Source organism: Brevundimonas sp. (assembly GCF_051860745.1).
Lineage (GTDB): Bacteria > Pseudomonadota > Alphaproteobacteria > Caulobacterales > Caulobacteraceae > Brevundimonas.
The window spans coordinates 20,319-37,804 of the sequence record NZ_JBHYDN010000021.1; the positions used below are offsets into that span (position 1 = coordinate 20,319).

The following is a 17,486-nucleotide window of genomic DNA, read 5'->3' on the forward strand; positions in this document are numbered from 1 at the left end:
CTGCACCGGTGCGCGATTCCCGTTCAGACGAGGTCCTGATCGAGCCCGCTCCCGGCCTGTGGGAGCGGATGATCTGCGGCGTGATCATCGCCATGCTGACCGGAGCCCTGATCGGGCCGGTGTTCGCACCCCTGCAGGAAGAGACGCCGGTGCTGCGGCTGGTCTGGCTGCCGGCCTATGCGGCCATCGTCGGCCTGCTGCTGTTCCGCATCGACCGGCTGTGGCGGGCGTGGCCGGCGATGCTGGTCATCGTCGCCCTGGTCGGTCTGGCCTTCGCCTCGCGCTACTGGTCGATCGATTTCGTCACCACCATGCGCCGGGTGATCGCCCTGGCCATCAGTTGCGGCTTCGCCCTGTATCTCGGCGCCGTGTTCCGGGGGCCGCATCTGCCGCGGCTGCTGATGCACACGGCGCTGTTCATGGCGGTCGGCAGTCTGATCATGGTCTTCGCCTTCCCCGCCATCGGCGTGCACCAGCTCGACAACGCCGGCCTGTGGCGTGGCCTCTGGTACGAGAAGAACCAGATGGGGGCGGTGATGGTGATCGGCGCGACCGCCGCCGCCGCCTGCCTGGCCTCGCCCGACCCGCGCCGGCTGCTGCCGGCCCTGGCGCTGATCCTGTCCAGCGGTCTGGTGCTGGCGACCCAGTCCAAGACCTCGCTGCTTTGTCTGGTCGTCGCCCTGGCCTTCATCGGCGGCTTCTGGGCCCTGCGGCGCGGGGGCGCAGCATTCTCCGTCATCGCCATCTGGAGCGTGGTGGTGCTGGCGGGTCTGGGGCTCTGGGTATGGGAGACCCATTCGGTGGCGGTGCTGGAGGCGCTGGGCAAAGACGCGTCGCTGACCGGCCGCACCGAGATCTGGGACAGCCTGATGCGCAAGGTCGCCGACCGGCCATGGACCGGATACGGCTACGGCGCCTTCTGGGGCCGGATCGGAGAATCGCCCCCGGCCGACTGGGTGCGCAAGGAGACCGGCTGGATCGTGCCGTCGGCGCACAACGGCTGGATCGATCTGCTGGTCCAGCTGGGCTGGCCGGGCGCGGTGCTGGTCGGCGCGCTGATGGCCGGAACGGCCCTGATCGCCGTGCTGCGGTGCATGGGATCGGGCATGCGCGAGGGCTGGTGGGCGCTGGGCTTTCTCGCCGCCTTCTTCGTGCTGAGCCTGTCCGAGAGCATACTGCTGGCGCATCAGGGCCTGCCCTGGGTGCTGTTCATGGCGGTGATGACACGGGCAATGCTGCCGTCGCCTTCAGCGGTCCCCGCCCCGCTTGTGGAGAAGCGCCGCCGGGCCTACCAGACCGGTCCCCGAATCGTCTCACAGTATCCGTATGGGTCCCAACGCCGCGCCTTCCCTGTTCGATGATCTGCCCGAACCGCAAGGTCCGGCGCCGACGCCTGCGCCGTCCACGCCGGACCCGGCCCTGACGCCGCAGGCTGTCGCGCCGCGGCCGGAACCCGTGCCCGTGCGCCCCGCCCCCGCTCCGTCCGCGCCTCCGCTGCCCGGCGACTATTCCGCCTCGTCGATCGAGGTGCTGGAGGGGCTGGAGCCGGTCCGCAAACGCCCCGGCATGTACATCGGCGGGACCGACGAGCGGGCCCTGCACCACCTGTTCGCCGAGGTGCTGGACAACGCCATGGACGAGGCCGTGGCCCGCCACGCGAAACTGATCACCGTCGATCTGGACGCCGAGGGGTGGCTGTCGGTCAAGGACGACGGACGCGGCATTCCGGTCGATCCGCACCCGAAACATCCGGGCAAGTCGGCGCTGGAAGTGGTCATGACCGTCCTGCACTCGGGCGGGAAATTTTCGGGCAAAGCCTATGAAACCTCTGGCGGTTTGCACGGAGTCGGTGTCAGCGTCGTCAACGCCCTGAGCGAACGTCTTGATGTCACCGTCTGGCGCGACGGGCATGAATGGACCCAGTCCTTCAGCCGCGGCCTGCCGCTCGGTTCCATCGTTCAGGGGGCGGCGTCGAAGAAGAAGGGCACGCTGATCCGGTTCCGCCCGGACGAGGAGATCTTCGGCGTCGGCGCCGCCTTCAAGCCGGCGCGTCTGTTCCGCATGGCGCGGTCCAAGGCCTATCTGTTCCGTGGCGTCGAGATCCGCTGGAACTGCGCGCCGGAGCGGATCACCGACCACACTCCCACCGAGGCGGTGTTCCACTTCCCCAACGGCCTGGCCGACGCCCTGTCCGAGCGGATCGGCGACATCGAGACCGTAACGCCCGCCTTCGCCGGCCGGGTCGAGCGCAAGGGCGAGGCCGGGGCGGTCGAATGGGCCGTGACCTGGTCGCCGATTGGCTTCGGCGAGGCCGACGGCTTTGTCTCCTCCTATTGCAACACGGTCTCGACGCCCGACGGCGGCACGCATGAGGCCGGGTTCCGCGCGGCGCTGGTCAAGGGGCTCAAGGCCTATGGCGAGCTGACCAACGAGAAGCGCGCGGGGCTGATCACGGCCGAGGACGTCATCGCCAACGCCGGGGCGCTGATCAGCGTGTTCGTGCGCAATCCCGAGTTCCAGGGCCAGACCAAGGACCGGCTGTCGTCGCCGGACGCCCAGCGGCTGGTCGAACAGCTGATGCGCGATCCGCTGGACCACTGGCTGACCGAAAGTCCGAAACAGGCCAACACCCTGCTGGGCTTCGTCATCGAGCGGGCCGAGGACCGGCTGAAGCGGCGCAAGGACAAGGAGGTCCAGCGGGCCCAGGCCACGCGCAAGCTGCGCCTGCCGGGCAAACTGTCCGACTGTTCGCGCCAGTCGGCCAACGGCACCGAACTGTTCATCGTCGAGGGCGATTCGGCCGGCGGCTCGGCCAAACAGGCGCGCGACCGGACCACCCAGGCGATCCTGCCCCTGCGCGGGAAGATCCTGAACGTCGCCTCGGCCACGGCGGACAAGCTGCGCGCCAATATCGAACTGTCCGATCTGGCGCTGGCGCTCGGCGTGCAGCCCGGCAGCCGGTTCAACATCGAGGACCTGCGCTACGAGCGCATCGTCATCATGACCGACGCCGACGTCGACGGGGCCCATATCGCGGCGCTGCTGATCACCTTCTTCTACCGGGCGATGCCCGAGACCATCCGTCAGGGCCGGTTGTTCATGGCCCTGCCCCCGCTCTACCGGATCAGCGCGGGTCCGTTGTCCGAATACGCCCGGGACGACGCCCACCGCGACGAGCTGCTGGCCACGGTGTTCAAGGGCAAGAAGGTCGAGATCGGCCGCTTCAAGGGTTTGGGCGAGATGATGGCCTCCCAGCTCAAGGAGACCACCATGGACCCGAAGAAGCGCACCCTGGCGCGGGTCACGGTCCCGGCCTCGGAAGACGAGATCGAGGATCTGGTCGAACGGCTGATGGGCAAGAAGGCCGAGGCCCGGTTCCAGTTCATCCAGGACAACGCCCAGTTCGCGGTGGCCGATCTGGACGTGTGATGCCGGCCTGACGGGGGAGATCGAAGATGAACCGGGGGTCCTGTCTCTGCGGCGCCGTCACCTTCGAGGTATCAGGCGAACTCCCCGCGCCCGACGCCTGCCACTGTCAGAAATGCCGGAAACACTCGGGCCACTTCTTCGCCTCGACGGATGTGCCGAAATCGGCGCTGACGATCCGGGGCGAAGACCATGTTGCCTGGCATCAATCCTCGGAAAAGGCGCGCCGGGGCTTCTGCGCGGCGTGCGGCTCGTCGCTGTTCTGGGATCCGCTGTTCCGGGACTGGATCGGCATCGCCATGGGGGCCTTCGACACGCCGACAGAGACACACCTCGGCGTGCACATCTTCGTGGCCGACAAGGGCGACTACTACGACATCGCCGACGGCCTGCCGCAGAAGCAGGCATAGGTCGCTGCATCGCCAGCAGGTCGTACACATTGCTGTGGCCAACCTGAACGCGTGAGGCTAGGTTCCGCCGGACGACCGCAAGAGGAGCCTGCCCGTGCGACTGCGAGCGACACTGGCATTGATTGGCCTGTTGGCGGCCGGACCTGCGCTGGCCCAGGAGCCGGGACTCGCTCCCGAGCCCGTCCCCATCGAGGAATGGTCGCTCGGGAAGGTTTCGGCCATGGGTCTGGAGATCCATCGCCAGGACACCGCAGCCTGGCGCGCGACCGATCGGCTGCTCGAGACCCTGACGGCGGAGGAGGTTGCGACGGTTCGCGGCTGGATCATCATTCCAGACGGCGAGAACCTGAAGGTCCGGTTTCTAAAGGCGGGCGATCCTGAGCCGGCGCCGGGCTGGGACGTCGTCATGGCGGGCGATCAGGCCGGGCCGGTGACGGCGGCGACTGATGCTGAGTTCCCGCCCGAACAACTGGCCCAGGTCCGCGCGCAGGCGACGGCGCGGGCCAACATCGGCGCTCTCAGGTGCACGTCCCGCCCCAATACCGTGGTCGTCGCCGATCCCGACAGCGACGGCTGGCTGGTCTGGCTGCTGACTCCCATGGGCGAGGACCGGAAGATTCCCATCGGCGGCCACTATCGGTTCAGGATCAGCGCCGACGGTAACACCGTCCTGCGGCGGGATCAGTTGAGCAACACCTGCTTCTTCGCCGACCGGCCGCCGGGCCGCAGGCAGGACGCCATGCTGTTCTTCACCCAGATCGTCTCCCAGGGGCCGGTTGAAACCCAGGTCTTCCTGTCGATCCAGAACCAGATAACGATCGTGATCATGGCCGGCGACCGGTACTTCTCGGTCGGCGGCGGGCGGATCTCCGATATCACGGACATGGTGAACCGGTGATGCGCAGACCTTTACGTGGCTGGACACGATTCTCGGCCGAACAGGCTGACTGATCAGCAGGTCGTCGGCGCCCCGTACCGACCCACGACAGCGGCGGTGTGTTCCCCGTTGAGATCCAGCATCGTCAGCCGGTCGTACTCGCAATCCGCCATGTCCGCTGCGGCGGTGTAGCCCAGCGCCCGCGCGATCAGCGGGATGGTGTTGCTGTGACCCACCACCAGAACAACCGCGCTGTCCGGTAGTGCGCGGACGCGGGCGGCGACGGCGGCGACATGGGCCGGGGTTCCGCCCTCGAAGCCGATGGGCTCGACGGTCACGGAATGGAAATCAGCCGCGGGCCCGGCGGTCAGGCGGGTGCGCTGGAGCGGACTGGTGAAGACGTGGCCGGGGTGGGCGTCGGCGAGAACAGCGGCCAGGGCGGCGGCGCGGGCCTGCCCGGCCTCGGACAGCACCGGATCGGCGCTGGCGTCGACCTTTTCGGCATGACGGACCAGAACCACGGTCTGGGCCATGGTCGAGCCGGCGGTCAGGAGCGAAAGGACGGCCGCGAGCAGGAAGCGTTTCATGATCTCAATTCCCCGTTGGGCCGCAGACTGGCTGGCGGCGCGGCGACTGTCGAGCGGTCAGTGGGTCTTCCACTCGCCTGGCTGGGCGAAGGCGGGTTCTCCGCTGACCTCGGCATAGACGGAGCTGAGATCCTCGAAAACGCGGTTCCAGGCGAAGCGTTCGACGGTGCGGGCGCGCGCGGCGACGCCCAGGGCCTCTATGTCCCGGGCGAAAAGGGCCTCGATCGCCGCCGCATAGTGGCGGGGATCGGCGCTCTTCGCGAGTTGTCCGACAGTGTCGTCGACCGTCTCCTTGACCCCGCCGGCGTTGACGCCGACGACCGGGCGACCGCAGGCCATGGCCTCCAGTACGATCAGGCCGAACGGCTCCTTGTCATTGGCGTGGACGAAGGCGTCACAGCTGGCGATGATCCTGGCCACGGCCTTCGGATTGGCCTCATACGGCAGGGAGATGACCCGTTCCTCGGCCGGCATGCCGGCGCCGGCGCCGACGAGAACCAGATAGTAGGGATCGCCCAGTTTCTGGACCGCCTCGATCAGGACGTCGATGTTCTTTTCCCGGGCCGGACGGCCGGCGAAGCAGAGCAGCCGGGCCGAAGCAGGCAGGCCCAGCTTCTTCAGCAGCCAGTCGCGGTCGCCGCGGTCGGGTCGGAAGGTGTCGATCTCGACCCCCAGCGGCCGGATCACGATATTGCCCACGCCCGCTTCCTCGAGGCGACGGGCGATGTAGCGGCTGGGCGAGATGACGCGGTCGAACTGACCGAACAGACGGGCCCAGCGCTTTTCGACGGGCTTTTTGGCCCATTCGCCGAAATGCAGGGCGGCGAGGCCCGCCGGATCGGAGTGGCAGAAGCCGACGACGGGGCAGCCGGCGCGTTGACCGGCCGCCAGAGCCCCCTGCCCGGGCGTATAGGGATCGCCGGCCTCGATGATTGAAGGGTTCAGCGACGCAACCCAGGCCGCCCAGCGGCTGACCGAGGTCGGCCAGCGGTAGCCGTCCCCGAACGGGAGCTTCGTCGCGTGAAGCTGCACGATGCCGTCGTCACCGGCCTTGTGGTGGGCGCCGGGCACGACGAGCGAATGGGCCACGCCGGGGCGATTGGCTTCCAGCCAGACCTTCTTGGACAACAGGTAGCGCTTCACCCCGCCGGAGCGCGGCGCATAGAGCATGGTGGTGTCGACCAGCCGGGGCCGACCGTCTTCGCCGGCGGCCTTGGTCGCGGCCAGGGTCTCCGAGACCTCCTCGTCCCAGCCAGGAAACAGGCGCAGTTCGCCTTCCTGAACCTCGAGCCCGGCGAGGGTCATGAGCTCCCGCTCGGTGGCGCTGATACTGGACGCGCCGGCGCGCCGGACACGTCTCTGGATGCGACGGGCCTTGCGGACCTTGGACATGTGCGACTTCACCATGCGCGGCCCCTAACGCCGACGACGGCGAAGCTCAAGCGCTGTCCGTCGGCGGAACGTCTTCCGAAGGCGAAATCCCGCGCCGGGCGAGCGCCTCGCGCAGCAGGCATTCGACCTGGGCGTTGACCGAGCGCAGTTCGGCGGCGGCCAATCGCTCGACCGCCGCCATCACCCCCGAAGAGGCCCGCATCAGGAAGGGCTTTCTGGCTCGGGCCATGTCAGCCGTACAGCGTGCCCGTGTTGACGACGGGCTGGGCCTCGCGGTCGGCGCACAACACCACCAGCAGGTTGGAGACCATGGCCGCCTTGCGGTCCTCGTCCAGATCGACGACGCCACGCTCATTGAGGTCGGCCAGGGCGCTCTCGACCATGCCGACGGCGCCCTTGACGATCAGGCGGCGTGCGGAGAGCACCGCTTCGGCCTGCTGGCGCTTCAGCATGGCGCCGGCGATCTCCGGGGCATAAGCGAGGTGTGCCAGGCGGGCTTCGTCAATGGCCACGCCCGCGACGCTGACCCGCCCCACCAGTTCCTCGCGCAGACGGCCGGCGACGTCCTCGGCGTCGGCGCGCAGGGTCAGTTCAGGTACATCCGTCTCGTCGCCGTGGTCATAGGCGTAGTGCGAGGCGATATCGCGCAGCGCTGTGTCCACCTGGATGTTCACGAACGCCTGATAGTCATCGACGTCGAACAGGGCCTGGGCCGAATCCTGCACCCGCCAGACGACGTTTGCGGCGATCTCGATCGGGCTGCCGCGCCGGTCGTTTACCTTCAGCTTGTCGCTGGTCAGGTTTCGAACCCGCAGGGAGATTTTCTTGCGGGTGTACCAGGGCAGAACCCAACGCAGTCCGGTCTTGCGGTCAGTGCCGCGGTAGGACCCGAACAGCATGATCGCCATGCCTTCGTTCGTCTGGAGCGAATAGAGACCGCAGACCAGCAGCAGGCCGACAACCGCGGCGCCGATCCCGGCGACCACGCGCAGGGTGGAATCGGGCTCCTGCGCCACGCTCACGGGCCCGGCGATGAACAGCAGCAATCCGACCAGCAGCATCAGGATACCATTGGCGGTGCTGGCAGGGCGTTCGGTGGATCTGGAGTGTTCGTTGGTCATCATTCCCTCCCCAATGTCGATATGAAAACGATATCACTTTGATTGCGCTCCTGGCAATAGCCGTGCTTTCGGAAGGCGCCCCGCCCGCGCGTTCGGCCTTGCATTCGCCTCAAATTCGAGAAACTTGAGGCAGGCTGACACGGTCCCTGTTAGAGGATCGCCGGCGTCTCTGCGTGTGTCGTCCACAGGGGTTTCTACCGAATGCGTATTCTACTCGCGACCGCGGTTGCGATCGCTCCCCTGATGGCGGCCTCCGGAGCCATGGCCGAGGTCGTGATCACGACTGTCCGGACCACGCCGATCACGACGGCCAACGCCACCGGCACGGGCACTGCGGACGATATCCGAATCTCGGGCAGCGGCGGCGTCTCCCTTGGGTCGGGGACTGCCGTGACGGTGAATTCGAACAACGACTTCACGATGGAAGGCACCAGCTCGATCACCATGTCGCCGGCCGCCGACGGAGCCACGGCGGTGCTGGTCAATGCGGGGGTCACCTCCGACGTCACCATCGGGTCCACGATCGCGATCATCGACACCATCGAAACCTATCCGGACTCGGACAACGACGGCGACATCGACGGACCCTGGGCCACCGGCACGGACCGGTACGGCATCCGCTATGCGGCCGGCGCGCCGGTCACGGGCAACCTGATCGTCAGCACCCTCGGCTCCATCGGCGTCGACGGCAATAATTCCTACGCCATCTCGATCGAATCCGGCCTGATCGGCAACATCCAGTCCCAGGGCAACATCCGCGTGTTCGGCGACAATTCCGTCGCGATCCGGACCCAGGGCGCCGTAACCGGTAACGTCACCCTGCTGGGCACGGTGACTGCGCGCGGTATGAATACGTCCGCCGTGTCGATCGGTGGCGACGTCGGCGGCCGGCTGACGCTGCAGGGCGAAATCAACGCCACCGGCTATCGCTATACCAGCCTGGGCAACGACGCCTTTGAGGCGAAGCTCGACGCCGACGACAAGCTGCAGGGCGGCCCCGCGGTCATCATCGCGGGCAATGTCGCGGGCGGCGTGGTCGTCGACCGCCCCCCGACCGATACTGACGCCGCAAATACGGATGAAGACGGCGACGGCATCGCCGACGGAACCGAAGGCACCGGCAATATCAACAGCTACGGGGCCGCCCCGGCCATCATCGTCGCCTCGACGACCCAGTCCATCACCCTCGGCGTCGTCGGAACGGACGACAGCGCCTACGGCTTCATCAACCGCGGCACGATCACGGGCCAGGGGATTTATGAAGGCATCACCGCCAATGCGGTCGTGTTCGGCGGCAACCCCGGCCAGACCGTGACTATTGACGGCGGCGTCCGTAACCAGGGTACGGTCGCCGCCCTGGCTAACGGGGCCAGCGCCACGGCCTACCATTTTGGCATCGGCGCCGCCACGCCGCGGTTCGTCAACGTGGGCAACATCACCGGCGGTGTCGCCAGCGAGGTCGCGGCCAATGCGACCGCCATCCTGATCGACGCGGGCGCCTCGCTGCCCAGCCTCACCAACGACGGTTCCATCCTCGCCTCGGCCGGCGGCGGCGCCGCTGATGTGACCGCCATCAACGACCTCAGCGGCACCCTGGTATCGATCACCAACACCCGCTCGCTCCAGGCGACGCTGAACTCCAATGAGGCGGGCGATCCGGTCACCGGCTCGACAACCGCCATTAACGTCGCGGCCAACACGACCGGCGTCACGATCCTTCAGACGGGCGTCCTCGCCACGGTCACAGCGCTGGATCCCGACACGGACGGCGATGGCGTGCCGGACAGTATCGAACCGATCATCGTCGGCGACATCCTGCTGGGCACGGGCGCCGATACGGTTGATATCCGCAACGGTGTTGTCTTCGGCGACATCGATTTCGGCCTGGGCGCCGACACGCTCTCGATATCTGGCGGAGCCATCGTACGGAGCGCCCTCTCGGACGTCGGCGGCGACCTGACCATCGACGTGAGCAACGGCATCCTCGACGCCCGGCACACCGCCCCTCTCGATGTGACCACCCTCAACGTGGGTGCGGACGGCAACCTGATCATCACGATCGACCCGGCGAACAGCGCCTCGGGCGGCTTCAATGTCGCCGGGACCGCGACGCTGGCTGACGGCGCCGGCCTCGGCGTCCGCTTCACTTCGCTCCTGGCGGCTCCCGAGCGCTTCACCCTGATCGACGCCGCGACGTTGAACTACGGCGCCATCGATCTCGACTCGATCGAAACCAACTCGCCCTACCTCTACATGGTCGAGGCCGGCGCCAATGTGCCGGCGGGCCAGGTCTTCGTCGATGTGCGCCGACGGACCGCCGACGAGGCTGACTTGATCGCCGTCGAAGCGGCGATGTTCGATTCCTTCTATTCGACCCTCGGCGGCGCCGGCGCGGAAAGTGTCCGCAACGCCTTCCTGGCCCAGACCGGGCGCGAGGATTTCATCAACCTGTATGAGCAGCTGCTGCCCGATCATGCGGGCGGGCCGTTGCTCTCGCTGTCTTCGGGCGTGGATGCGGTGACGCGCGCGCTGACGGGCCGCAACGCCTCGGCTGCCCCGGGCGAAACCAGCGCCTGGGTGCAGGAGATCAATTTCTACGCCGACAAGGACAAGACCGACACCTACGGCTTCCGTTCGGAAGGGTTCGGCGTCGCCGGCGGTATCGAGCGTGGCTCGGGCCTCGGCGCGGTCGGTATTTCGCTGGCCTTCACCTCGTCCGACCTCGAGGACCCCGAGTCCGAGGCCGAAGAGGTGCTGTCGGCCAGTCTGCTGGAGTTGGGCCTCTACTGGCGTGCCCAGGGCCAGTACTGGACGACCTGGGCACGGGCCGCGGCCGGCTATGCGACCTTTGAATCCGAGCGCCGCTTTGTCGGCGCCGGACTGAACCTGTCCAATGAATCGGACTGGACCGGCTTCTCCCTCGCGGCCGCAGGCGGCGTTTCCTACGAGCGCGATTTCGGGCGCTTCAGCATCCGGCCCGAGGCCTATGCCGAGTTCTTCTCGCTGAGCGAGGAAGGCCACGCCGAGACAGGCGGCGGCGACGGCTTCGACCTCGAGATCGACGACCGGGACGGGCACCTGTTCTCGGCCACGGCGGCGGTCAATTTCGGCATGTCGATGGGTGAAAACAACTGGCTGCGTCCGGAAGTCCGCGTCGGCTGGCGTCAGAACATCTCGGTCGATCCGGGCGAGACCATCGCCCGCTTCCGCTCGGGCGGTCCGGACTTCACCCTCGACGGCGGCTCGATCGAAGGCGGGGGCCCGATCCTCGGCTTCCGGCTGAACATCGGCAACGAACTGGGCATGCTGTCCATCAACGCCGACGCCGAGATGATTGAGGACTACATCCGCTACATGTTGTTCCTGCGAGCCAGCTTCCGGTTCTAGGACACAGGAAACCTGCGGGTTTTCATGCGGACGGGCGGCTAGCTCAGCTGGTCAGAGCACCTCGTTTACACCGAGGGGGTCGGGGGTTCGAACCCCTCGCCGCCCACCAGCCGTCCGCGGCCCCGATCTCGCCTGATCCGCCGGTCAGAGTGCATTCACCATTGCCGGTTAACCCTGCCCCATCGGGAGAAGGCGTCATGATCAAGACCATCAAAACCGGCGGGACAATCCTCGCTGTCGTGGGCGCGAGCCTGATGCTTCAAGGCTGTATCGTGGGGGCCGTCGTCGGCACGGCCGGCGCGATCGTCGGCGGGGCGGCCCAGGCCACCGGCGCCGTCGTGGGCGCGGGCGTAGACGCGGTCACGACCTCAGACGAGGAGACCCGGGCCAAACGGGAACGCGAGGAGCGGGCTCGCGAGCGCGAACAGCGCCGCTGTGAACAGCGCCAGCGTCAGGGCCGCGATTGCTGACCTGGAGCGTCAGAACGCAGCGTTCGTGGATCGTCGGGCGCGAGACCATGATCCGGCTCAGGCCCGGCCATTCAGGCCTGAGACGTTCGGCGAACCACAGGCACAGGTTTTCCAGCGTCGGCAGTTCCAGGCCGGACTTTTCATTGAGCAGGCCGTGATCCAGCTCCCCGGCCGCCGCCTTCAGCGCGCGGTCGAGGGCGCCGAGGTCCGCGACCCAGCCGTGGCTGTCCAACGCTTCGCCCCGCACGGTGGCCTCGACCGAGAAGGAGTGGCCGTGCATGCGGCGATACGGGCTGCCGTCCGGCTCGTTGGGGAAGTGGTGGGCCGCGTCGAAGGTGGCCGCCTTGGTGATCTCGAAAACGCTCATCTTACGCCGATGTATTTGTGGGTCTGGACGCTGAGCCGCCATTTCGGGTGGGTCAGGCAATAATCGATGGCGGCTGCCGTATTGGCCGACTGGTTCGGGCCGTCCATGGGCTGAAGCCAGAAACGCTCGAACGGCAGATGCTCGAACCGGTCCGGCATGGCCGTGGGCTGGGGAAAGACCAGTTTGAGCTCCTGCCCGGAGGTCTGGAGCACAGGTGCACCGGCCTTGGGGCTGATGCAGATCCAGTCGATTCCCTCGGGCGTCGCCAGCGTGCCGTTGGATTCGATGGCGATCTCAAAGCTGCGTGCGTGCAGGGCCACGATCAGGGCGGCGTCCAGCTGCAACAGGGGCTCGCCGCCAGTGCAGACTACCAGTTTCGGGTCCCCTGCCCGCCCGCGCCACATTGCGGCGACGTGATCGGCAAGGGCGTCAGCGGTCGCGAACTTGCCGCCACCGTCGCCATCCACGCCGACAAAATCCGTGTCGCAGAATGTGCAGATGGCGGTCGCGCGGTCGCGCTCCAGTCCGTTCCACAGATTGCAGCCGGCGAAACGCAGGAAGACGGCGGGCCGTCCAGCCTGCCCCCCCTCGCCCTGCACAGTCAGGAAAACTTCCTTGGCCGAATAGGTCATGCGGCTGCCCATTCGGCATGGCCCGCAGCGCGCAGTTCGCAGGCCGGGCAACCGCCGCAGCCATAGCCCCAGGGGCGGCGATGCGTCCGGTCGCCACGGTAGCAGGTGTGCGACGCCTCGACGATCAGATCGACCAGGGCCGCGCCGCCGATCCGGTCGGCCATAGCCCAGGTTTCAGCCTTGGTCAGCGCCATGAGGGGCGTCTCGATGACGACCGGCTTGTCCAGCCCCAGACTGAGCGCCGTGGCCATGGCGTCGATCGCAGCGCGGCGGCAGTCGGGGTAGCCCGAATAGTCGGTCTCGCACATGCCCCCGACCAGCAGGTCCAGACCCCGGCGATCAGCCAGGGCGGCGGCGCAGGTCAGGAAGACCAGATTGCGGCCGGGTACGAAGGTGGTCGGCAGACCCCGGGCGTCCATCTCGATGGCCCGGTCGGCGGTCAGGGCGCTGTCGGCGATCCGGCCATAGCCGGCGAGATCAACGACATGGTCCGGCCCCAGCCGGTCGGCCCATTGCGGCAGCACCGCCGCCATGCCGTCGCGGACCGCCAGCCGGGCCTCCATCTCGACGAAATGACGCTGGCCATAGTCGAAACCGACCGTCTCGACGCGCCCATAGCGCTCCAGCGCCCAGGCCAGACAGGTCGCGCTGTCCTGCCCGCCCGAGAACAGAACGAGAGCCGATTTGACGGGTCTGGGCAGGGAATCGCTCATGACAAACCTGCGGTCGGCCGGTCGGCCGCGCGCATGGACAAAGGGGATAGGCCGCTGGATGGCGGGGCCGGCCTTCTACACCAACCCCGCAGGCAGAGCAAAAGCGGCTCAAAAATGACGGTTACCGGTCTTAACTCTTCTGCAAATGGTTCTGATCCAATGTCCACCGGTCCCAGTGGAGTAGCGGCCCGTCATGCCGACCATAGAAGTCCTGACCGAGCGCGCCGAGGCGGTGTCGCCCCAGACGCCGGGAATCGACGTCTTCTCGCGCTTCGAGCGTGAACCCGACACTTTGGTGATCCCGGTCGTCGAGAATGGACGACCCGTAGGTCTTGTCGAACGCAACGCCTTCCTGCTGAAAATCGCCAGCGCCTTTGGCCATGCCCAGTACGCCAATCGCCCGATCCTGCACGTCATGGACCCTGAACCGGCGGTGGTGGAGGCCGGTGTCAGCATCGAGACCTTCTGTGATATCCTGCTGAAAGGCGGCCCGGCCGCCCTGATCCGGGGCTTCATCGTCACCCGCGAGGGCCTCTATCACGGCGTCGGTACGTCCGGCTCCCTGCTGCAGGCGGTTAACGAACTCCAGCGGCAACAGAATCTCGACCTGGCGGAACAGGCCCGCGTCCTGACCGATACCCGGACACAGGCCGTCGCCTCGGCCCGCGACAAGAGCCAGTTCCTGACCATCATGAGTCACGAGCTGCGCACGCCGATGAATGGCGTGCTGGCGGTGGCCGAACTGCTTCGCCGCCAACCGCTGAACGCCCAGTCTCACGCTCACGTCACCACGATCGTGGAGTCGTCCGAGACCCTGCTGCGCATTCTCCAGGACGCGCTTGACCTGTCGCGCGCCGAAGCCGGCGAACTGGAGCTCAACCCGACAGCGACGCCCCTGCGCGCCCTGATGGACGACGTCCAGGCGACCTGGGCTCCGCGGGCGTCGCAGGACAATGTGACCCTGATGGTGAGCTATGAGGGCGACACTGAACTGGCGGCCGTCGTGGATGGCGTGCGGGTCACCCAACTGTTCAACAACCTGATCGGCAACGCGCTGAACTTCGCTCGCAACGGCGTCGTCGAGGCAGGTCTGAAAGCCGTCGCCGAGGGCGATCGCATCCGGTTGGAAGCCCGTGTCCGCGACGACGGCGCCGGTATCGACACCAATCGTGTCGATGCGATCTTCGAGCCCTTCGTGCATGGCTCGGGTCAGGACGGAGCAGGTCTCGGTCTGGCCCTCTGCCGCCAGATCGTCGACCGCATGGGCGGTCGTATCTGGGCCGAGAACAATCCGGGCCGCGGAGCGACCTTCGCCTTCGACCTGGACGTCGAGCGGACCCGGGTCGAGGCCGCCGCGACCTCCAACGTCGAGCGCCTCGGCGGCGAGGGCGACCTCGCGAGCAATCCGCACATCCTGATCGTCGACGACAATGCGACCAACCGCGTGGTGGCCCAGGCCCTGTGCGAGATGTTCGGTTGCACCTCCGAGACCGCCGAAGACGGCGTCGAAGCCCTCGAGGCGGTGCAGGAGCGTCGCTTCGACCTGATCCTGATGGACATCAAGATGCCGCGCATGGACGGCGTGCAGGCGACCCAGGCGATCCGCGCCCTGACCGGCCCGGCGCGCGACATTCCCATCGTCGCCCTGACCGCCAACGCCGATCCCGACGATGCGAAGAAATATCTCACCATCGGCATGGCCGCCGTCGTCGAGAAGCCGATCAAGCCGGAACGCCTGCGCATGGCCATGAACCTCGCGCTTGAACAGGCCGCTGCGACCACCGCCGCCGCCGCCGAGGTCGCTCCGGAGCGCAATCGCAAGAACCGCTCGGCCGCCTGACGCACCGGTTGATGAATGGGCGCTCTTGCGCTCGTTTCCGGACGGACCGAGAAGCGGACGATGCGCTCTCCGATCCTTGACATCCTCCCCCAGCTGGCAGCCGGCGCCGCCCATACCCATGCGCTGGGCTTTGTCTATGACAGTCTCGACGGCGACCGGGTCCGCATCCGCGCGCCGTGGCGCGAGGACCTCGTTGGCGATCCGGACACCGGCGTGCTCTCGGGCGGTCTGGTCACCACCCTGCTGGACCATGTCGGGGGATTGGCGGTGTGGATCGCTCTCGGGCGGTTCGAATCAATCGCCACCCTGGATTTGCGCGTCGACTATATGCGGGCGGCCCAGGCCCGGCGCGATCTGGTCGCGGAAGCGCGCTGCTACCATCTGACCCGGTCGGTCGCCTTCGTTCGAGCCTGGGCCTTCGAAGACAGTCCCGACGATCCGGTCGCCGCGGCCCAGAGCGCCTATATGCTGGCCTCAAAACGTAGCGGCAGCCTCGAATCCAATCTCAAGGTCGACCCGGAGAACGGGCGATGAGCGACCTGCTGGACCGCCTGCCCTACGCCCGATTTCTGGGCCTGACGACCGCGACCGAGGGGCAGACCCTTACCGTCACCATGCCGTTCGACCAGAAGCTGATCGGCAACCCGCTCCTGCCGGCCCTGCACGGCGGGTCGACCGCTGCGTTGCTCGAATTGACAGCCGTCGCCCAGGTCGCCGCCCTGTACCCCCGGTTGCGGCTGCCGAGGCCAATCAATGTCACGGTGGCTTATTTGCGCTCGGGGCGCCCGGTCGATGTCCATGCCCGCGCCCGGATCAGCAAGGCCGGACGCACGGTCGCCCACGTTCTGGCGGAGGCCTGGCAGGACGACGAGGCCCAGCCCATCGCCGCCCTGACCGCGCACTTCCTGATGGCCGAAGACGACCATTAGTTGTATTTGGCTGTAACCTATGCTGGTCTCTCTTTCGTGACGCCAGGTCACGAGGAGATTCAAGCATGACCAGACTGTCTGTCGGCGAAGCTCTCGCCACCCGCCTCTACGCGGCCGAATCGGCGATCGATCAGGCCCTGATCGAAACCGCGACCCCGGCGGCGGCCCTGCCCGCGGCACGCGCCGAAGCGTGGCTGTCCGCCGTGACGGGCCAGCGCGCCTTTGCGGGAACCGCCGCCACCATCAGCGCCCTGGCCGACGCGCGGGCCCATATAGTCCAGACCCACAACACCCTGACGGCGCTGGCCCGCAAGCTAGGACTGGAAACCCTGGCCGTGGGTCCCCTGGACAAGCCGGGCGACGGCCCGCCGATCGGCGGTGGCGGCGGTGACGGCCCCGGCGTCGCGTCAGACGTGGTGAACAAATTCCTACCAAGCACAACCGAGTCGTGTTAACGCATTCTTCATCTGTTATTTCAGTGGGAGGCTTACATGAACAAGGCTGAAGTGATCGCCAGCGTCGCAGGCGACCTGAACTCCGCGGAACAATCGCTGGACACCGCCATCGCCCAGGCGACGACGCTGATCCAGTCGATGATCGGCGCCCGTACCGTGCTCAGCCTTTCGCCCATCTCCGGCGCCGGCTCGCAAGCCCGGGCCATGGAAGCCATCGCCGCCATGGCGACCGCCCGGGAAGCCCTCGTGGCCTGCCATGAAGAACTGGCCAAGGATCACCGTCGCCTCGGCTACGGCGTCTATGCGTCCGGGATCCTGAACAAGCCGGCCGAGACCACGCCTGCCACCACTGGCGAGCTGACCCGCACGGCCCGTCTCCGCGCGGTTTAATTCGATGTAATGTTCGGAACCGGTCATTCCGGTCTGGACCGACTCGATGATATATCGCCCTCATGCCATTCGGCATGGGGGCGGTTTCATGTTTGACACCCTGCCAACCCAGATCGGGGCTGGCCTGACAGTGTTGGTGGTCGCCTTCGCCTTCCTCAAGGGCGATGAGCCCGAACGGATTGCCGGTGGCGCCTATGTCCTCGCCTGGTTCGCTTCCCTGCTGGTCCAGAACGATGGGACGACTCTCGGCACCCAATGGGGCTTGATGGGCATCGATATCATCATGCTCGGAGTCTGGGCGGCTCTCGCCTGGAAAAGTCGGCGCTCCTGGCCGGTTTGGGCCGCTGCCCTGCAATCGCTTGTCGTCATGAGCCACATCCTGACACTCGTCGACATCCGACCCCCGGTCTCCGCCTTTGTTGCGGTCATCAATCTGGCTAGAGCGTGGCCCGTTTTGTTGGAATCGGGATTCCCAAATCGGTGGTGATCT

General features: G+C 67.1%; 17 protein-coding genes, 1 tRNA gene and 1 pseudogene. 12 read left to right on the forward strand and 7 right to left on the reverse strand.

Going from position 1 to position 17,486, the window contains the following annotated elements; genetic code table 11:
* Window positions 1-8 precede the first annotated feature (8 nt).
* The 4 genes from ACTIEW_RS15065 to ACTIEW_RS15080 all read left to right on the forward strand — a co-directional run bounded on the left by ACTIEW_RS15065 (window position 9) and on the right by ACTIEW_RS15080 (window position 4,734).
* On the forward strand, window positions 9-1,361 hold the full coding sequence (locus ACTIEW_RS15065) for an O-antigen ligase family protein (RefSeq protein WP_439478718.1): 1,353 nt from the start codon (window positions 9-11) through the stop codon (window positions 1,359-1,361).
* On the forward strand, window positions 1,327-3,429 hold the full coding sequence (parE, locus tag ACTIEW_RS15070; RefSeq protein ID WP_439478719.1) for a DNA topoisomerase IV subunit B: 2,103 nt from the start codon (window positions 1,327-1,329) through the stop codon (window positions 3,427-3,429). Before ACTIEW_RS15065 ends, parE begins: the two co-directional genes overlap by 35 nt.
* A gap of 26 nt (window positions 3,430-3,455) precedes the next feature.
* Window positions 3,456-3,836 carry a GFA family protein gene (locus tag ACTIEW_RS15075; protein WP_439478720.1) on the forward strand — a complete coding sequence of 127 codons (381 nt, stop codon included), beginning with the start codon at window positions 3,456-3,458 and terminating at the stop codon, window positions 3,834-3,836.
* Window positions 3,837-3,930: 94 nt separating this feature from the next.
* On the forward strand, window positions 3,931-4,734 hold the full coding sequence (locus ACTIEW_RS15080) for a hypothetical protein (protein ID WP_439478721.1): 804 nt from the start codon (window positions 3,931-3,933) through the stop codon (window positions 4,732-4,734).
* 53 nt (window positions 4,735-4,787) lie between these two features.
* On the opposite strand, the gene ACTIEW_RS15085 is transcribed toward ACTIEW_RS15080, so the two are convergent.
* The 4 genes from ACTIEW_RS15085 to ACTIEW_RS15100 form a co-directional block, all read right to left on the reverse strand.
* Window positions 4,788-5,300 carry a histidine phosphatase family protein gene (locus ACTIEW_RS15085; RefSeq protein WP_439478722.1) on the reverse strand — a complete coding sequence of 171 codons (513 nt, stop codon included), beginning with the start codon at window positions 5,298-5,300 and terminating at the stop codon, window positions 4,788-4,790.
* A 57-nt stretch (window positions 5,301-5,357) separates the two neighbouring features.
* Window positions 5,358-6,605 (reverse strand): glycosyltransferase, encoded by a 1,248-nt coding sequence (locus ACTIEW_RS15090; RefSeq protein ID WP_439478734.1) that lies wholly within the window; start codon window positions 6,603-6,605, stop codon window positions 5,358-5,360.
* Between the two features lie 133 nt (window positions 6,606-6,738).
* Window positions 6,739-6,921 carry a hypothetical protein gene (locus ACTIEW_RS15095; RefSeq protein WP_439478723.1) on the reverse strand — a complete coding sequence of 61 codons (183 nt, stop codon included), beginning with the start codon at window positions 6,919-6,921 and terminating at the stop codon, window positions 6,739-6,741.
* Window position 6,922: 1 nt separating this feature from the next.
* Complete coding sequence (locus ACTIEW_RS15100) at window positions 6,923-7,813, reverse strand: SPFH domain-containing protein (protein ID WP_439478724.1); 891 nt, start codon at window positions 7,811-7,813, stop codon at window positions 6,923-6,925.
* Window positions 7,814-8,014: 201 nt separating this feature from the next.
* Between ACTIEW_RS15100 and ACTIEW_RS15105 the strand changes: the two genes are divergently transcribed.
* Together ACTIEW_RS15105 and ACTIEW_RS15110 are read left to right on the forward strand one after the other, a co-directional pair.
* A complete protein-coding gene (locus ACTIEW_RS15105; RefSeq protein ID WP_439478725.1) occupies window positions 8,015-11,200 on the forward strand; it encodes an autotransporter outer membrane beta-barrel domain-containing protein in 3,186 nt (1,061 codons plus the stop codon).
* A 32-nt stretch (window positions 11,201-11,232) separates the two neighbouring features.
* Window positions 11,233-11,309: transfer RNA gene (locus ACTIEW_RS15110), tRNA-Val, on the forward strand.
* A gap of 365 nt (window positions 11,310-11,674) precedes the next feature.
* Here ACTIEW_RS15110 and ACTIEW_RS15115 read toward each other — a convergent pair.
* From ACTIEW_RS15115 to queC, 3 genes and pseudogenes are all read right to left on the reverse strand, one after another.
* Window positions 11,675-12,037 (reverse strand): annotated as a pseudogene (locus ACTIEW_RS15115) (6-pyruvoyl trahydropterin synthase family protein); the annotation flags it as partial.
* The gene (queE, locus tag ACTIEW_RS15120) at window positions 12,034-12,669 is read right to left on the reverse strand and encodes a 7-carboxy-7-deazaguanine synthase (protein WP_439478726.1); all 636 of its coding nucleotides are present in this window, start codon (window positions 12,667-12,669) and stop codon (window positions 12,034-12,036) included. The pseudogene ACTIEW_RS15115 and the gene queE, both read right to left, overlap by 4 nt.
* Complete coding sequence (queC, locus tag ACTIEW_RS15125) at window positions 12,666-13,382, reverse strand: 7-cyano-7-deazaguanine synthase QueC (RefSeq protein ID WP_439478727.1); 717 nt, start codon at window positions 13,380-13,382, stop codon at window positions 12,666-12,668. Before queC ends, queE begins: the two co-directional genes overlap by 4 nt.
* A 193-nt stretch (window positions 13,383-13,575) precedes the next feature.
* On the opposite strand from queC, the gene ACTIEW_RS15130 reads away from it, so the two are divergent.
* From ACTIEW_RS15130 to ACTIEW_RS15155, 6 genes are all read left to right on the forward strand, one after another.
* The gene (locus tag ACTIEW_RS15130; RefSeq protein ID WP_439478728.1) at window positions 13,576-15,222 is read left to right on the forward strand and encodes a response regulator; all 1,647 of its coding nucleotides are present in this window, start codon (window positions 13,576-13,578) and stop codon (window positions 15,220-15,222) included.
* A gap of 60 nt (window positions 15,223-15,282) precedes the next feature.
* Complete coding sequence (locus ACTIEW_RS15135; protein WP_439478729.1) at window positions 15,283-15,756, forward strand: PaaI family thioesterase; 474 nt, start codon at window positions 15,283-15,285, stop codon at window positions 15,754-15,756.
* Window positions 15,753-16,151: a PaaI family thioesterase gene (locus tag ACTIEW_RS15140; RefSeq protein WP_439478730.1), complete on the forward strand. Its 399-nt coding sequence runs from the start codon at window positions 15,753-15,755 to the stop codon at window positions 16,149-16,151. Before ACTIEW_RS15135 ends, ACTIEW_RS15140 begins: the two co-directional genes overlap by 4 nt.
* Before the next feature lie 65 nt (window positions 16,152-16,216).
* Complete coding sequence (locus ACTIEW_RS15145; protein ID WP_439478731.1) at window positions 16,217-16,606, forward strand: hypothetical protein; 390 nt, start codon at window positions 16,217-16,219, stop codon at window positions 16,604-16,606.
* A 36-nt stretch (window positions 16,607-16,642) separates the two neighbouring features.
* Window positions 16,643-16,996, forward strand: a complete 354-nt coding sequence (locus ACTIEW_RS15150; protein WP_439478732.1) for a hypothetical protein — start codon at window positions 16,643-16,645, stop codon at window positions 16,994-16,996.
* A gap of 88 nt (window positions 16,997-17,084) precedes the next feature.
* The gene (locus ACTIEW_RS15155) at window positions 17,085-17,483 is read left to right on the forward strand and encodes a hypothetical protein (protein ID WP_439478733.1); all 399 of its coding nucleotides are present in this window, start codon (window positions 17,085-17,087) and stop codon (window positions 17,481-17,483) included.
* Window positions 17,484-17,486: the final 3 nt, after the last annotated feature.

Bases quoted from the DNA above. Each gene is read 5' to 3' on its own strand.
- parE (WP_439478719.1), top strand. From the start codon at position 1,327: ATGGGTCCCAACGCCGCGCCTTCCCTGTTCGATGATCTGCCCGAACCG.
- ACTIEW_RS15075 (WP_439478720.1), top strand. From the start codon at position 3,456: ATGAACCGGGGGTCCTGTCTCTGCGGCGCCGTCACCTTCGAGGTATCA.
- ACTIEW_RS15085 (WP_439478722.1), bottom strand. From the start codon at position 5,300: ATGAAACGCTTCCTGCTCGCGGCCGTCCTTTCGCTCCTGACCGCCGGC.
- ACTIEW_RS15090 (WP_439478734.1), bottom strand. From the start codon at position 6,605: ATGACCCTCGCCGGGCTCGAGGTTCAGGAAGGCGAACTGCGCCTGTTT.
- ACTIEW_RS15095 (WP_439478723.1), bottom strand. From the start codon at position 6,921: ATGGCCCGAGCCAGAAAGCCCTTCCTGATGCGGGCCTCTTCGGGGGTG.
- ACTIEW_RS15100 (WP_439478724.1), bottom strand. From the start codon at position 7,813: ATGACCAACGAACACTCCAGATCCACCGAACGCCCTGCCAGCACCGCC.
- ACTIEW_RS15105 (WP_439478725.1), top strand. From the start codon at position 8,015: ATGCGTATTCTACTCGCGACCGCGGTTGCGATCGCTCCCCTGATGGCG.
- queE (WP_439478726.1), bottom strand. From the start codon at position 12,669: ATGACCTATTCGGCCAAGGAAGTTTTCCTGACTGTGCAGGGCGAGGGG.
- queC (WP_439478727.1), bottom strand. From the start codon at position 13,382: ATGAGCGATTCCCTGCCCAGACCCGTCAAATCGGCTCTCGTTCTGTTC.
- ACTIEW_RS15130 (WP_439478728.1), top strand. From the start codon at position 13,576: ATGCCGACCATAGAAGTCCTGACCGAGCGCGCCGAGGCGGTGTCGCCC.
- ACTIEW_RS15135 (WP_439478729.1), top strand. From the start codon at position 15,283: ATGCGCTCTCCGATCCTTGACATCCTCCCCCAGCTGGCAGCCGGCGCC.
- ACTIEW_RS15140 (WP_439478730.1), top strand. From the start codon at position 15,753: ATGAGCGACCTGCTGGACCGCCTGCCCTACGCCCGATTTCTGGGCCTG.
- ACTIEW_RS15145 (WP_439478731.1), top strand. From the start codon at position 16,217: ATGACCAGACTGTCTGTCGGCGAAGCTCTCGCCACCCGCCTCTACGCG.
- ACTIEW_RS15150 (WP_439478732.1), top strand. From the start codon at position 16,643: ATGAACAAGGCTGAAGTGATCGCCAGCGTCGCAGGCGACCTGAACTCC.
- ACTIEW_RS15155 (WP_439478733.1), top strand. From the start codon at position 17,085: ATGTTTGACACCCTGCCAACCCAGATCGGGGCTGGCCTGACAGTGTTG.